The following is a 13,488-nucleotide window of genomic DNA, read 5'->3' on the forward strand; positions in this document are numbered from 1 at the left end:
CGATCATCCGCTGCGACCCGCCGAACCAGTTCCCGCCGGATGTCCTCCATCACCTAGTCGTCACCTCTCGGCTGTCGGGCGTCGCAGACACAGACGCCGCCTTCCCGTATCTGGTCCGTGACGTGCTGGTGAACGCTGCGAGAAAGCGCATACAGACTATCCGCTTGCTTCTCGGTGGGCCGCTTGCCGCCGTAGTAGCTGTCTGTCCTGTTGTCGTCGTACAGTCCCCGAAGCTCCCGTGTCGCCGTCCGGGAGAGCAGGCCGAGGTCGGCAGCTCGGTCGTAACAGTGCGTGTGGTCGTGGAAGTCGTCCAGTTCATCACCACCGACTGCGAGGGCATAAGCCTCGATAGACCGCTCGGTTGCCCCGAAGCAAAGTTCGATGACGGCGGTGTAGTGCCCTTGCCCGTCGATTCGTGCGACTGCGTCTAGCAGCCGACACGCCTTCGTGAGCTGTGTCTTCCAATCGTCGCCGGTCGCGATCGCATCCTCGCGGTTCGGGACGCCGAACCCCTCCTCGTTGAACGCGTCGATAGCCGCATCGAGAGCCGTCCGGATATCCCGCGGATCGGACCCTTCACTCATCGAGATCACCGTGGAAAACCATATTTCGGACCGTCTGGAACTTCTCCGTCCCGTGGATCACGATCCCGTCGCTGAGCACCTCCCGTATCTCGGCGATGTACTTCGGGACCGCCTGAAGCGCCTCGATGTCGATCTCGTATTCGTACCGGCCGTTCTCGAACTCCTCGTCTTCGAGCCCTTGTTTGACCTGATTCGCCGCTCGCTGGTTCGCCATCCGATCTTCCTCGACGAGCACCCAGAGATCGATGTCGCTCCGCCGGTCCGCTTCGCCTCGCGCGACACTGCCGTACAGAACGACCCCGATCACGCCGTCGAGTTCGCCGCGGAGTTCGGTTGCTGCTGCTCTCACCGGCTCTTGGAACTCGGCCTGCGGAATCTGTAAATGGGGATCGTCCGGAACGTGGAGCCGCTCGCGGTTGATTCGAACCCATCGCGTGTTGCCCTCGCGTCGTTCGACGACGAGATCGTTTTCGGAGAGTACGGTTACCGCCTTGGAGACGCTCGGCTGCGAATAGTCCACTGCCTCGACGAGGTCACTAATCGAGAACTCCTCAGTGTGGTGGCGGGATAAAAAGGAGAGAACCGTGTCTGTGGCCGTACTACCGAATAAATTCCCGCTTTGGGTCGGTATGTCGAGAAGTATCTGTAGCCTGTCTTCGGCCACAATATTCGAGCTGCTTTTCATAGCAAACGATCTATTTCTCTTTCTATTTAAAGTTTATATAAGAAATGCGGATTGGTTTATATTAGATAGTTTTGTGGAGTGGTGAGCGACGGCGGCCGGGAGTGACTCTATATGTCGTCGAGGTATCCCCTCCGTTGTTCCATCTTCTCTTTCTGCGAGCGCTGGTCGTAGTGCTGGTCGATGACATCGGACGTTACGTTCGCCCGGTCGCTGACCACCGTCTCGGGTACGTCACTCTGTAAGTAGTGCGTGATGGCGCCGCGACGGAACGGATGCGGGCTCACGCTTGACGGACACTGTGCCGAGTGGTCTTTGTTGGTGGCTTCACACTCGCTTTCATCACGGTCATGAGGGCAGGGTTGTCCGTACCACAGGGACGGGTGATCTGGTAGCAGTACGTCCGGACCGTGGTTGTTGCTACTCGTCCTTGATTCGTCGCTAAGAGCGGCTCTCGTCCGTGGTCATCCGTAACGTCAGGTCGGTTTTCACGGATCCAGTCGTCGAGAACGAGACAGACCTCGTTCGACACCGCGATAATGCGCTCTCCCTGTTGCTTGTTCTTAAGCGGTGTCCCGGTCTCAGGGCGATGTCGAAGCGTGAGCGACCGCTTTTCGGGGTCGTAGTCTCTGATGTCGAGTGCGCGCACGGACCCCATCCGAAGCATCGTGTGCCACAGTAGCGTCGCGGTCACGTGTCGGATCGACGCGTACTCGTACCGCTCGAGATGCTGGAGCATCGCCTCCGCGTCGTCAGCCTCGAGCATCACGTCGCGGCTATTCTCACCCGGATTGAGATCCGGCGACCGGACCTTCTTATGAAGTTCTTGTTCCACGCCGTCGATGGATTCCAGCCACTTGACGAAGACGCGGACCGTATCCATGATCGTCTTTACCGTCGCCTTTGTCAGGTCGCCGGTGTTGCGTCGCCAGAGTCGGAACTCCTGTATCTTCCGGCCAGTCAGCTCGTTCAGATTCTCGATGTCGCGCTTCCCACACCACTCGATAAAGAACTTCAACCGCGACCTGTGGGAGACGAGCGTCGCGTCCGAAACCGAGGTCTCTTTTTCTGCGAGGTACAGCTCGAATGCCGTTTCGGGGTCGATTGGTTCGATTTCCATGGTTCGATCGGTCTCGAACCACACGAAGGCGCGGCCTTCGACACCCGTTCGGCGAATCACCAACTTTTCCGCAGTGCCGTCTTACTCCTGTCGCGCCGTATCGCTCTAGTTGAGGGATAACGACCGATCAAACCCGAAAAATCGCAACAATGCCGGCTACTCGTCTTCGAGCGCGTCGTAGATGTCTCGGTTCGAATCGCGGTCGTCCGCCGCAACCCGCCGAATCAGTTCCCGCCGGATGTCCTCCATCACGTCGTCAAGCGGAGAGACCGGTTCTGTACCTTCTTCGGTGGCCATGTCTGAACGGACGCTTCGAACGCCGTTAATCGTTCGGGTTTGAGGAATCGCCGGTCAACTGATCAAGCCCGTACGTGACGAGTTCGTCTCGCCAGTCGTCGATCTCACCGGCCAGATCCATCTCTTTGGTGTGGGATCGGAGATACTCGGTGGTGTCTCCTTCATCGACCGCTGCCTCGTCGGTTCCGAACTCTTTCAGAATCGCCCTCACTTCGTTGTCGTACTCGAACCGATTCCCGTTGAGGAAGTAGAAGACGACCGTCACGTTGAGTGCAGTTCGTTTGTTCGCATCGACGAAGGGGTGATTGGCGACGAGGAGACGGAAGAGGTGATACGCCTTCTCGTGGATGGTGTCTGGTGCGGAACCGAAACTCCCCTCTTCGATGTAGTCTAATGCGAACTCGATGTCACCACGGTTCCGAACACCGGCGGGAGTGTCGGGGTACTCCGCGACGACATCGTCGTGGATGGTGACGATGTCTTCGACGGACGGGTACCATAACGAGTCGGCCATTCGCTCCAATCTCGATACTGTATCAGTGTAGATGTTGCTATGATGAGGCGGGTGAGTGATGTCAGAAACCACCGTTTTCACGACGGCGATTTCGACCGTCTCACACCTGAAAGGTCGATCCGTTCGACAGTCGAAGTAGCGCCCGTCGCGCCGTATCGCTCTACGCGACGCATAGCGACAGGTGGGCTCGTGAAACCGTGCGTCGGATACTCGTCTTCGAGCGCGTCGTAGACGTCTCGGTTCGCATCGCGCTCGTCCGCCGCGACTCGCCGAACCAGTTCCCGCCGATCTCCACCATCACTTAGTCATCACGTCCCGACTATCGAGTGTCGCAGACACAGACGCCGCCTTCCCGTATCTGGTCCGTGACGTGCTGGTGAACGCTACGAGAGAGCGCGTACATACTATCCGCTTGCTTCTCGGTGGGCCGCTTGCCGTTGCGGGAGTCACCCATCGCTGCCAAGCTGAACGGCTACGCCGCCGGACACGACGTCGCGGTGGTCGAGGAGCTCCCGGCGTCCGGCTGATGCCGTCGGCCGTCGGTTCTCACGGCGCGGCCGATGTCCACAGATGCCACAGGCTTTCCGTGTGGCGCGTCTCGTACTCGTATGTCGATAACTACTGGCGACTCCGTGACGCTCGAGTACACCGGCCGACTCGACGACGGCACCGTCTTCGACACATCTCAGCAATCGGTCGCCGAGGAGGCGGGCCTCGCCGAGGCCCAGCCCGACCGCGAGTACACGCCGCTAACGGTCGACGTGGGGGCCGGACAGGTCATCGAGGGGATGGAGGAGGGACTCATCGGATTGGAAGCCGGCGAGACGGACACGCTGACGATTCCGCCGGAGGAGGCCTACGGACAGCCCAGCGACGAGAACGTCGAGGAGTTCGAGACCGACGAACTTCGGGAGCTGCTCGGCGGCCAACTGCCCGAGGAGGGCGCGTACCTCGAGGCCCAAGACGGCAGCCAAGGCGAAGTCGTCCACGTCGACGACGACACCGTTCGGGCGGACTTCAACCCGCCGCTCGCCGGGGAGACGCTGACGTTCGACGTCGAAATTCTCGAAACCAACTGAGTTCGAACCGTCCGCCCCGCGTGCCCGGCGGGACTACCCGTGGAACCGGTACAGCGACGTGACGTACGGGAGCCGGTTGAGCATCCAGATCGCGACCGGTAGCCCCACGACTGTCATCGCGAGCGCGGACGCCACGTTCGCCCACAGCAGGCTCAGCCACCACCCGACGAGGACGAAGTAGATCGCACGGACGACGAGCGACCGCTGCCCCCGGGCCGAGTCAGGGTCGGAAAGCGACCGCGGCTCCGCGAGCGTGAGCACCGTCGGGACGAGGTTGATCAGCTTGATCCCGACGGGGAGCAGCACGATCGTGACGTTGAGCAGCCACGCGACGTTGACGACGATCGGCGTCGCCCACCAGCCGATAAATACGAACCACAGCGCCCGAACGAGCAGGGACCGTTGTGCCATTACTCGGGATAGACGCTCAGGGGGGAAATCCGTGTCGTCGGCCGCCGTCGCCGCGAACCGTTCGAGCAGGGGCGATGCCGGACGTCGCGGCGACAGGCGCTTCGAGTCGGTTCCCCCGGTAACGTGTTCGAGGCGACTACTGCGAGGCGCCCCGCCCGACCCCGTCCGTTTCAAGACGCTCGCCGGCCTGTCTCTCGTATGGAACTGACGCGGGCGTACACGGGCTCCCGTTACGGGTATCGATGGACGACCGCGACGCGACGTTCAACGCGACCGCCGTCGAGACGCCGCAGGGACTCCTCCTGATCGACGTCGGGCTCCCCGACACGGTGGACGTGCTCGAAGCCGCGCTCGACGACGAGGGGTTGCGCCTCGCCGACATTTGGGGAATCCTCGTCACCCATCAAGATCCGGACCACGCCGGCTGTCTGGCGGCCGTCGTCGACCGGACCGACGCCGTCGTGTTCGCGCACGAGACGGAGGTGCCGTACCTGGAAGGTGACAAGGAGCTCGTCAAATCCACCGAGGAGCGACCGCTGTCGATCGACCCGACGACGGTCGACGTCCGCCTGACGGGGGGCGAAACCTTCGCGACCGCCGCGGGGCCGATGGAGGTCATTGCGACGCCCGGCCACAGTCCGGGGCACGTGTCCGCGCACTTCCCCGACGCGGAGCTGCTCGTCAGCGCCGACGCGCTCAACGTCGTCGACGACGAGCTCGTCGGCCCCCGACCCGAGGTGACGCAGGATCTCGAAACCGCGTGGGAGAGCGTCGAGACGCTCGCCGACCGGGCCGTGACTGAGACGTTCTGCTTCCACGGCGGCCGCGTCGCCGCGGGGACGGACCGCATCCGGGAGTTGGCGGCCGACCGGTAGGGACAGACCGACGGCGGCCGCCGTAATCGCCGCCGTCGAAGCCGCGACCCCAACCGACTTGCCCGGCGGGCGCGTCCCCCCGCTCATGCCAGCTTCATCGAACGGCTCGACGAGCCTCGAATTCGGCGTCCTCGGCACCGCGGAGATCGCGCGTAAAGCCGTGATCCCGGCGATCGCCGCCAGCGATCACGCCGTCGGCGCGGTGGCGTCCCGGGACGCGGCCCGCGCGGAGCGGTTCGCCGCCGAGAACTCGATCCCCCGGAGCTACGGCTCCTACGAGGCGCTCCTCGAGGACGACGCCCTCGACGCGGTGTACGTCCCGCTCCCGAACGGGGCCCACGCCGAGTGGACGAAACGCGCCGCGGACGCCGACCTGGACGTCCTCTGCGAGAAGCCGCTGGCCGCCGACGCCGACGAGGCGCGCGACGTGGTCGACTACTGCGACGAGCGGGGCGTCACGCTGATGGAGGCGTTCATGTACCGCTACCACCCGCGCACCGAGCGCGCCGTCGCGCTCGCGGCCGACGAGCTCGACGACGTGCGCACGGTGACGGCCACCTTCCGCTTCCCGCTGTATGACCGCCCCAACGACGTGCGGCTCGACCCCGACCTCGCGGGCGGGTCGCTGATGGACGTGGGCTGTTACCCCGTCTCGCTCGCTCGGACGATTCTCGGGGAGCCGGACCGCGCGTACGCCCACGCCGGCGACACCCGTGACGCCGGCGTCGACACGGAGCTCGCGGGGGTGCTGGCGTACGACGACGGCCGCTCGGCGCGAGTCGCCTCCGGCTTCGACACCCAACTGGTCCAGCGGTACCGCGTCGACGCGACGAACGGGTGGGTCGAAGTCGAGCGCGCGTTCGACGCCCCGACTGACGAGCCCGTCGAGCTGGAGTACGAGATCGACGGCCGGCACGGCGTCGAGACGTTCCCCGCGGTCGATCAGTACCGGCTTCAGATCGACCGCTTCGCCGAGTGCGTCGCCGACGGGACCGCCCCCCTGACCGACGGCGAGGAAGCGGTCGCGAACATGGAGGCCATCGACGCGCTCGCCGCAAGCGCCGCCGAGGGCGGCCCCGTCGAACTCTGAACGCGGCCGCCGGAGAACAGCCTCCGAACTCCCGTCCCGTCAGTACGTCCCGAGCGCCGCCGCCCGCCTCACCGGTCGATCCCGCCCTCGCCGTCGATGACGTCGCGGACCTCCGCCCGGTTCGTCACCGCGAGGTCGCCGTCGGTGGTGCGTTTCAGCGCCGCGGTCGCCGACCCCCACCGGAGCGCCGCGGGGAGGTCGCCGCCGCGCAGCCGCTCGGCGACGTAGCCGGCGACGAACGCGTCGCCGGTGCCGATCGCGTCGAACGTCTCCGCCTCGTACACGTCCTGCTCGTACACCGAGCCGTCGTGGAGCGCGACCGCCCCCTCCAGCCCGCGGGTGACGACCACCGTGTCGAAGCCGAACTCCGTGGCGAGCCCGTGCGCGATCTCGACGGCGCCGCCCTCGCGGTCGAGCACCTCACGGGCGTCCCGCCGCGGGACAAACAGGGTGTCGACGTGCTCGAACAGGTCCTCGTAGGCCGACCGCGCGGTCTCCGGGTCCCAGAGCTTCGCCCGGTAGTTCAGGTCGAACGAGCGCGTGGTCCCCGCCTCGCCGGCGGTCCGCAGCAGCGCGGTCGTCGTCGCCGCGGTCGCCTCCGAGAGGGCGGGCGTGATCCCGGTCGTGTGGAACCACTCCGCCTCGGCGACCGCCTCCGTCGGGAGTTCGTCGGGTTCGACGGTCGTGATCGCCGCGTCGGCGCGGTCGTAGATCACGTTCGTCCCCCGCGGCTCGCCGCCGTGTTCGAGGTAGTAGGTCCCCACGCGGCTCTCGTCCGCGTCGGCCCACGCGACCCCCGGGCGGACGCCGTGGCTCCGCAGTTCGGTCACGATCCGCCGGCCCAGCGGCGAGTCGGGGAGCTTCGAGAGCCAGCGGGCGTCAGCGCCGAGCCGCGCGGCCCCGACCGCGACGTTGCTCTCGGCGCCGCCGGCTTGGACGGTCAGGTCGCGCGTCGTCTCCAGCCGCTCGCCGCGCGGCGGCGACAGCCGGAGCATCGTCTCGCCGAACGTGACGAGGTCGGTCATCGGCGCCACCCCGCACCGCAGGTCTCGAACGGGTTCATGGTGGGTGCTACGCTCGGCCGATTATAAGAGGGGGTGATCGCCGTCGGCCTGCGCGGGCGGGGGCGCCCGCGCTTCACTCGCGCCGCGTCTCTCCTCACCGCGCCGTCCCCGCCTACTCTCGGTCTTCTCGCGCCCGGTAGTCCGGGAGCGTGTCATCTTGCATCACCGCGCCGCGGCCGCCGTCGACGAGCAGCGCGGCCCCCGTGACGAACGAGGCGTCCTCGCTCGCGAGGAAGGAGACGGCGCCGGCGACGTCGGCGGGCGTCCCGATCCGCCCGGTCGGGTGGATCGACTCGACCTCCTCGAACCGCCCCTCCGAGAGCTCCTCGCGGGTCCGTTCGATCTCCACCCAGCCGGGGACGACCGTGTTCACCCGGACGCGGGGGCCGAAGTCGACCGCGAGCGACCGCGTCATCCCGTTTATCCCCGCCTTCACGGCGTTGTACGGGAAGTGCGCCGGCATCGTCGCGTACGCGTGGTTCGACGAGACGTTCACGATCGCGCCGCGGTCCATGTGTTCGAGGGCGGCCCGCGCGGCGAGCCAGTACGCCCGGAAGTCCGTCTCGACGACGAACGCCCAGTCGTCGAGCGTCGCGTCGTCGGCGGCCGTCTCCGTCTGGACGCCCGCGTTGTTCACGAGCACGTCGACCGAGCCGTAGCGCTCGGCCGCCGCCTCCGCCAGCGCGGCCACGTCGTCCGGGTCGCGCATGTCGGCGCGGACGAACGTCGCGTCTCCTTCCGCACCCCCCGCCGCGATCCGCTCGGCGACGGCCTCCCCCGCCTCCTCGGAGCGCCCGCTGACCACGACGTTCGCCCCCTCGGCGGCGAGCCGCTCCGCGATCCCGGCGCCGATCCCCCGCGTCGACCCGGTGACGATCGCGGTCTCACCGGCGAACCGCCCGGGGACCGCGCCCTCGGTCGGCGACTCGCGTCGGCGGGTCATCGGTCGCCCTCCAGTCGTCGAAATTCGGTCGCCATCGGGATCACCACTCTGCGACGGAGCCGTCGTCGTGGCGCCAGACGGGGTTGTGCCAGTCGACGTCCTCCTCGGCCTGCTCGCGGACGTGTTCCTCGTCTATCTCGATCCCTAACCCGTCGCCGTCGGGAACCTCGACGAACCCGTCGCGGTACTCGAACACCGACGGGTCGGCGAGGTAGTCTAGCACGTCGCTCGTCTCGTTGTAGTGGATGTCGAGCGACTGCTCCTGGATGAGCGCGTTCGGCGTACAGGCGTCGACCTGAATGCAGGAGGCGAGCGCGATCGGCCCGAGCGGGCAGTGCGGGGCGACCGACACGTCGTACGCCTCCGCCATCGACGCGATCTTCTTCAGCTCGGTGATCCCGCCGGCGTGGGAGACGTCCGGCTGGATCAGGTCCACCGCGTCCGCCTCTAACACCTCCTTGAAATCCCACCGCGAGTACATCCGCTCGCCGGTCGCGATCGGGATCGTCGTCGACGCCCGGATCGCCGGGAGCGCGTCGTTGTTCTCGGGGAGCACCGGCTCCTCGATGAACATTGGGTCGTACGGTTCGAGCGCCGCCGCGAGCCGGCGGGCCATCGGCTTGGCCACCCGGCCGTGGAAGTCGACGCCGACGTCGACCTCGTCGCCGACCGCCTCCCGGACGGCCGCGATCCGCTCGGCCGCGGCGTCGACCGCGGCCGGCGAGTCGATCGACTCCAACTCCGCGGTAGCGTTCATCTTCAGCGCCGAGAAGCCGGCGTCGACCTTCTCGCGCGCGGCCTCGCCCACGTCCGCCGGGCGGTCGCCGCCGATCCACTGATAGACGCGGACCCGGTCGCGCGCGCGACCGCCGAGCAGCTCGTGGACGGGCGCGCCGAACTGCTTCCCCTTGAGGTCCCACAGCGTCTGGTCGATGCCGGCGATGGCGCTCATCAGCACCGGACCGCCGCGGTAGAAGCCGCCGCGGTACATCGTCTGCCAGTGGTCTTCGATCCGCGTCGGGTCCTCGCCGAGCAGGTAGTTGTCGAGCAGCTCCTCGACCGCCGCGGCGACCGTCTTGGCGCGGCCCTCCACGACGGGCTCCCCCCAGCCGACCCTCCCGTCGCTCGTCGTGAGTTTCAGGAACAGCCAGCGGGGCGGCACTTCGAACAGCTCGTAGTCGGTGATGTACATGGTGAGTTGGTTGACATCCTCTCCGCCCTAAAGGGCGAGGATTCCCCGAAGGGGATATTCAGGTTGCGCGTTTCCTCGGTTCTCAAGGACGCTTTCGCGTGGAACGTCGAAGGTCGCCACCGAGTTGTGACCAACGGTGTGCTTTCCAGCGCGTACAGCCCTGTCAATGGGGCCTTCCTCCCCGCATACAGCGAGCGTCGAAGACGGCTGGCTATTCAACCAGCGAGGTAGCACGATTCGCGTCAGCCGAACTGTTACGCCGTGCATGGTTCTCCCTCCCGTTGTGCGATATTCTCTGAAGCGTTCAGGTCGGCGTGGCGTCCTCGACCGCACTCCGAACACGAAAAGTGGTCGCCATCACGGGTTCCCATCGAACCACACTCCGAACATCGCTGGCTGGTATGGTACGCGTCAACCTTCTCGACGCGTATGCCAGCGCGTTCGGCTTTGTACGTGATGAACTGTTGGAGTTGGTGGTAATGCCACGAGTGAACGCCCGACCATGAACTGTTCTCGCGGATACCTTCGAGGTCCTCCATCCGAATGACGGGGTTCTCGAACTGGTCCGCGAACGTGATGAGACGACGGGAGAGTTTGTGGTTCAAGTCCTTGATTCGACGCTGTTCTTTGTCACCCACGCGGTTGCGTGCGCGAAGCGCACCCGCTTCCGAGAGCGAGTCGCGTAGGGAACGATATTTGCGTCGAATGTACTTCGCCTCACCACCAGACACGAGCATCGACTCGTCCTCGCCGTAGGCTGTCACAGCGAGGATATGCCGTTCGCCAATATCCACACCGATGGGCGTCTCACCCGACGTGTCGGCGTCGTAGTTGACGTTGAACGTACAGTACCAGTCGTCGCCGCGACGGTAGACCTGTAGTCGGGTCTTGTCGGCGTCACCCTCCACCAGCCGGTCTACGGGGTCGGCAATGTCGGCGTACACCTCTATCGGGGTGTACCACCATTGGGAGACACACGGGAAGCCGACAACGACTGTGCCGTTCTCGGTCGTGTCGATCTCCCAGTTCTGGTTGTTGATGGCGAACGGTTGGCTCTCTCGGTAGCGAACCTCCCCGTCCTTGTTGTGGTCCGATTTCGCCTCTCGAATGGCTTGATTCTGGATGGCCGAGTAGAGGTCGTTGTCGATACTGGCGGTGGTCACGGATTTGTCGAAGTCACCGTTCTCCCATCCGTCAATACAGAACTGTTTGGTATCACGGTAGAGACGAGAGGCGCGTTGCCACTCTTTTCGCCGCGAGAGGGATGGGTTGTGGAACTTCGCAGTGACAGCCACCGTGACTATTACATTTGTAATTAGGAAACCCACCATATGTATTTGTTGGAATATCGGGCGCGCTATGGTCGGTGGGTTTTGTCACCGAGTGTCGGATTCATCCCCACCCTGAAGGGCAGGGCTTTCTCCTTGTACTTCCGTAACTCCAAACCGGTCCGCCGGTCGCGGGACTCGCGCCCCTCGGTCGCCGCGGGTCGCGCGCCGTCTGTCGCCACGGATCGCGCGCCGTCTGTCGCCGTCCGTCACCGCCCGCGTTCGATCCGGACCGGTCCGTCGCCACGGTCGTACTTGCCCGTCCGTCTCTTAAATAGCGGGTGTGTGCGACCGCGCCGCGGGCGTCCCCACACGGCCGCGACACACCTCGATTTAAGCCCCCGCGACGAGCAGGACCACGCATGCGAACCGACCGACTCGACCGGATCACGGACGGCGGCGTGATCGCGATCCTCCGCGGCGTGGGGCGAGACGACGCCGTGGCGGTCGCGGACGCGGTCGTCGACGCCGGCGTGACGGCGCTGGAGGTGACGGCGGACACGCCGAACGCGATGGCCTCTATCGAGGCGATAGCCGAACGCACCGACGACGCCGTCGTTGGCGCCGGCACCGTCCTCGACGCGGAGACCGCTCGCGCGGCGCAGCTCGCGGGCGCCGAGTTCCTCGTGACGCCGACGGTGAACCGGGACGTGATCCGGACGGCGAACCGGTACGGGACGCCGGTCGTCGTCGGCGCGTACACGCCGACCGAGGCAATCGAGGCCTACGAGGCGGGCGCCGACGCGGTGAAGGTGTTCCCCGCGAAGACCGGCGGCCCGGACCACGTCGCGGCGATCGGCGGCCCGCTCCCGCAGGTCCCGCTCGTGCCGACCGGCGGCGTCGGCGCCGACAACGCGGGCGAGTACGTCCGGGCGGGCGCGGTCGCGGTCGGCGTCGGGAGTTCGATCGTCGACGGCGAGGCGGTCGCCGACGGCGACTTCGACGTGATCCGGGAAAACGCGCGCGCGGTCATCGAAGCCGTCGCTGCGGCTCGGGAGTGACCGCTCACCGCTCCGATCCGGCGTCGCCGCCGAACCCGAGGCCCGCTACCGCGCGGGCGACCGAGTCTCGTCGGCGGCGTCGGCGGAGGGGGAGCGAACCGCGTCCCACCCGCTGATACAGGCCTCACACAGGTAGTACGCGAAGCCGTCAACGTCCCGGTGCGCGAGCGGAGCGTCGACGCCGCACTTTTCGCAGTTCATGGCCAGCGAGTGCGCTATGATGGATATATGTCTTCTGTTCGCGACCAGATCTGTGATAATTCGTGACAGAAGCGACCGAACAGACGTTTGTCGTCCGCGTGTTCGGCTCATCTCGGTATCTCCCCTCACAGTTCGTCGATACCGAACTCTGATCGCCGGCCCGCGACCCGCGGTTCGCGGTCGCGTTCGAGGACCGTCACGGGCTGGGGGCGCAGTCCGTCTTCTGTCGGACCGTGACAGATCGACGCGAAGAAAGAAACCCGGCGCGCTGTGGTCGGCGTTCCCGACCGGTCGGGTTCAGAGGCGCTTTCCGAGGAAGACGCCGCCGGCGACGGCGCTCCCGAGCGCCGCGGCGCCGCCGGCGACCACGACGAGATTCACGTCGCCGAGCAGTCCGCCACTGTTGCCGCCGTTGCCGGTGGTTTCGCTGCCGTCGCTCGCGCCCTGTTGGCCGTCGTTGTTGGCGACGACGTCGCCGGCCGCGACGTCGACTTGCCCGCCGACAAGCGCCACGTCGACGCTGGCGCGGTCGGCATCGTTGACGGCCGTGTCCTCGCCCACGAAGGACAGATCCGTCGAGTCGCCGTCGTCGCCGACGGCGGTGACTCGGAGCCGAGCCAGTACCGGTTCGTCGACGCCCTCGGTACCGGACTGCGTGAAGACGACCCACCCCTCGTCGTTGTTCACGTTCACAACGGGGTCGTCGAAGTCGTCGCTCCCAACGACGCCCTCGACTTGGACGACGGACGAGTCGAAGGTCACGTTGGTCTGATAGCCGGCGACGTTGCTGGCGTCGGTCGACACCCGAACCACGGCGGTGTCGTTCGGGTTGACTGTCGTCGATCCGAGCCGGAGCTGCGGGGCGTCGGACTGCTGTGCGTACTGCTGGGAGAGGAGGGCATTGTCGCTCGCGGTCGTACCGGCCTTGTCGGTCACCACGGGGGTCCCGTCGGCGGTGGCGGCGGCCGCTACGGGCGCGGCGACGGGGGCCAACGCCAGCGCGAGCACGAGTGCGAGCGCGGCGGCGTGTCTGGTGTCATCGAACATACGTTATCTGTGTGTAAGGATCCGTGTTAATCATTTCGCGCGTTCTGCGGTACGAAAAAT

Annotated in this window: 15 protein-coding genes and 3 pseudogenes; 5 read left to right on the forward strand and 13 right to left on the reverse strand. The window is 66.0% G+C overall.

Annotated elements, in window-relative coordinates; all coding sequences use genetic code 11:
* Positions 1–53 precede the first annotated feature (53 nt).
* From J7656_RS02135 to J7656_RS15230, 6 genes and pseudogenes are all read right to left on the reverse strand, one after another.
* Positions 54–584 carry a DUF8154 family protein gene (locus tag J7656_RS02135; protein WP_211553933.1) on the reverse strand — a complete coding sequence of 177 codons (531 nt, stop codon included), beginning with the start codon at positions 582–584 and terminating at the stop codon, positions 54–56.
* Positions 577–1,269 (reverse strand): nucleotidyltransferase domain-containing protein, encoded by a 693-nt coding sequence (locus J7656_RS02140; RefSeq protein ID WP_026046248.1) that lies wholly within the window; start codon positions 1,267–1,269, stop codon positions 577–579. The genes J7656_RS02135 and J7656_RS02140 overlap by 8 nt, the downstream gene beginning before the upstream one ends.
* A gap of 107 nt (positions 1,270–1,376) precedes the next feature.
* Positions 1,377–2,386, reverse strand: a pseudogene (locus J7656_RS02145) (tyrosine-type recombinase/integrase).
* Positions 2,387–2,542: 156 nt separating this feature from the next.
* Positions 2,543–2,683, reverse strand: a complete 141-nt coding sequence (locus tag J7656_RS02150; protein WP_017343664.1) for a hypothetical protein — start codon at positions 2,681–2,683, stop codon at positions 2,543–2,545.
* Positions 2,684–2,708: 25 nt separating this feature from the next.
* On the reverse strand, positions 2,709–3,197 hold the full coding sequence (locus J7656_RS02155; RefSeq protein ID WP_017343665.1) for a type II toxin-antitoxin system death-on-curing family toxin: 489 nt from the start codon (positions 3,195–3,197) through the stop codon (positions 2,709–2,711).
* Positions 3,198–3,516: 319 nt separating this feature from the next.
* A pseudogene (locus J7656_RS15230) lies at positions 3,517–3,633 on the reverse strand (DUF8154 family protein); the annotation flags it as partial.
* A 1-nt stretch (position 3,634) separates the two neighbouring features.
* Here J7656_RS15230 and J7656_RS15150 point away from each other — a divergent pair.
* A pseudogene (locus J7656_RS15150) lies at positions 3,635–3,724 on the forward strand (peptide methionine sulfoxide reductase); the annotation flags it as partial.
* Positions 3,725–3,829: 105 nt separating this feature from the next.
* Entirely contained in the window at positions 3,830–4,276 is a 447-nt protein-coding gene (locus tag J7656_RS02160) for an FKBP-type peptidyl-prolyl cis-trans isomerase (protein WP_249191505.1), read from the forward strand.
* 33 nt (positions 4,277–4,309) lie between these two features.
* On the opposite strand, the gene J7656_RS02165 is transcribed toward J7656_RS02160, so the two are convergent.
* On the reverse strand, positions 4,310–4,687 hold the full coding sequence (locus J7656_RS02165; RefSeq protein WP_017343668.1) for a YccF domain-containing protein: 378 nt from the start codon (positions 4,685–4,687) through the stop codon (positions 4,310–4,312).
* Between the two features lie 242 nt (positions 4,688–4,929).
* Between J7656_RS02165 and J7656_RS02170 the strand changes: the two genes are divergently transcribed.
* Together J7656_RS02170 and J7656_RS02175 are read left to right on the forward strand one after the other, a co-directional pair.
* Positions 4,930–5,562, forward strand: coding sequence for an MBL fold metallo-hydrolase (locus J7656_RS02170; protein WP_211553935.1), 633 nt, complete (start codon positions 4,930–4,932; stop codon positions 5,560–5,562).
* Positions 5,563–5,647: 85 nt separating this feature from the next.
* Positions 5,648–6,652 (forward strand): Gfo/Idh/MocA family protein, encoded by a 1,005-nt coding sequence (locus J7656_RS02175; protein ID WP_211553936.1) that lies wholly within the window; start codon positions 5,648–5,650, stop codon positions 6,650–6,652.
* A gap of 68 nt (positions 6,653–6,720) precedes the next feature.
* Here the strand turns inward: J7656_RS02175 and kdgK1 are convergent, their stop codons facing one another.
* From kdgK1 to J7656_RS02195, 4 genes are all read right to left on the reverse strand, one after another.
* Positions 6,721–7,677, reverse strand: coding sequence for a bifunctional 2-dehydro-3-deoxygluconokinase/2-dehydro-3-deoxygalactonokinase (kdgK1, locus tag J7656_RS02180; protein WP_211553937.1), 957 nt, complete (start codon positions 7,675–7,677; stop codon positions 6,721–6,723).
* Between the two features lie 151 nt (positions 7,678–7,828).
* Entirely contained in the window at positions 7,829–8,659 is an 831-nt protein-coding gene (locus J7656_RS02185) for an SDR family NAD(P)-dependent oxidoreductase (protein ID WP_211553939.1), read from the reverse strand.
* 40 nt (positions 8,660–8,699) lie between these two features.
* Positions 8,700–9,851: a galactonate dehydratase gene (gene dgoD / locus J7656_RS02190; protein ID WP_211553941.1), complete on the reverse strand. Its 1,152-nt coding sequence runs from the start codon at positions 9,849–9,851 to the stop codon at positions 8,700–8,702.
* 254 nt (positions 9,852–10,105) lie between these two features.
* Positions 10,106–11,155: an RNA-guided endonuclease InsQ/TnpB family protein gene (locus J7656_RS02195; RefSeq protein WP_211554544.1), complete on the reverse strand. Its 1,050-nt coding sequence runs from the start codon at positions 11,153–11,155 to the stop codon at positions 10,106–10,108.
* 386 nt (positions 11,156–11,541) lie between these two features.
* Between J7656_RS02195 and J7656_RS02200 the strand changes: the two genes are divergently transcribed.
* A complete protein-coding gene (locus J7656_RS02200) occupies positions 11,542–12,180 on the forward strand; it encodes a bifunctional 4-hydroxy-2-oxoglutarate aldolase/2-dehydro-3-deoxy-phosphogluconate aldolase (RefSeq protein WP_017343674.1) in 639 nt (212 codons plus the stop codon).
* A gap of 45 nt (positions 12,181–12,225) precedes the next feature.
* Here J7656_RS02200 and J7656_RS02205 read toward each other — a convergent pair whose 3' ends face one another.
* Together J7656_RS02205 and J7656_RS02210 are read right to left on the reverse strand one after the other, a co-directional pair.
* Entirely contained in the window at positions 12,226–12,381 is a 156-nt protein-coding gene (locus J7656_RS02205) for a hypothetical protein (protein ID WP_017343675.1), read from the reverse strand.
* Positions 12,382–12,678: 297 nt separating this feature from the next.
* Positions 12,679–13,428, reverse strand: coding sequence for a cohesin domain-containing protein (locus J7656_RS02210; RefSeq protein WP_211553943.1), 750 nt, complete (start codon positions 13,426–13,428; stop codon positions 12,679–12,681).
* Positions 13,429–13,488 lie beyond the last annotated feature (60 nt).

Source organism: Halorubrum ruber (genome assembly GCF_018228765.1).
GTDB lineage: Archaea > Halobacteriota > Halobacteria > Halobacteriales > Haloferacaceae > Halorubrum > Halorubrum ruber.

Coding starts and splice junctions, on each gene's coding strand:
- J7656_RS02135 (WP_211553933.1), bottom strand. CDS start 584: ATGAGTGAAGGGTCCGATCCGCGGGATATCCGGACGGCTCTCGATGCG.
- J7656_RS02140 (WP_026046248.1), bottom strand. CDS start 1,269: ATGAAAAGCAGCTCGAATATTGTGGCCGAAGACAGGCTACAGATACTT.
- J7656_RS02150 (WP_017343664.1), bottom strand. CDS start 2,683: ATGGCCACCGAAGAAGGTACAGAACCGGTCTCTCCGCTTGACGACGTG.
- J7656_RS02155 (WP_017343665.1), bottom strand. CDS start 3,197: ATGGCCGACTCGTTATGGTACCCGTCCGTCGAAGACATCGTCACCATC.
- J7656_RS02165 (WP_017343668.1), bottom strand. CDS start 4,687: ATGGCACAACGGTCCCTGCTCGTTCGGGCGCTGTGGTTCGTATTTATC.
- J7656_RS02170 (WP_211553935.1), top strand. CDS start 4,930: ATGGACGACCGCGACGCGACGTTCAACGCGACCGCCGTCGAGACGCCG.
- J7656_RS02175 (WP_211553936.1), top strand. CDS start 5,648: ATGCCAGCTTCATCGAACGGCTCGACGAGCCTCGAATTCGGCGTCCTC.
- kdgK1 (WP_211553937.1), bottom strand. CDS start 7,677: ATGACCGACCTCGTCACGTTCGGCGAGACGATGCTCCGGCTGTCGCCG.
- J7656_RS02185 (WP_211553939.1), bottom strand. CDS start 8,659: ATGACCCGCCGACGCGAGTCGCCGACCGAGGGCGCGGTCCCCGGGCGG.
- dgoD (WP_211553941.1), bottom strand. CDS start 9,851: ATGTACATCACCGACTACGAGCTGTTCGAAGTGCCGCCCCGCTGGCTG.
- J7656_RS02200 (WP_017343674.1), top strand. CDS start 11,542: ATGCGAACCGACCGACTCGACCGGATCACGGACGGCGGCGTGATCGCG.
- J7656_RS02205 (WP_017343675.1), bottom strand. CDS start 12,381: ATGAACTGCGAAAAGTGCGGCGTCGACGCTCCGCTCGCGCACCGGGAC.
- J7656_RS02210 (WP_211553943.1), bottom strand. CDS start 13,428: ATGTTCGATGACACCAGACACGCCGCCGCGCTCGCACTCGTGCTCGCG.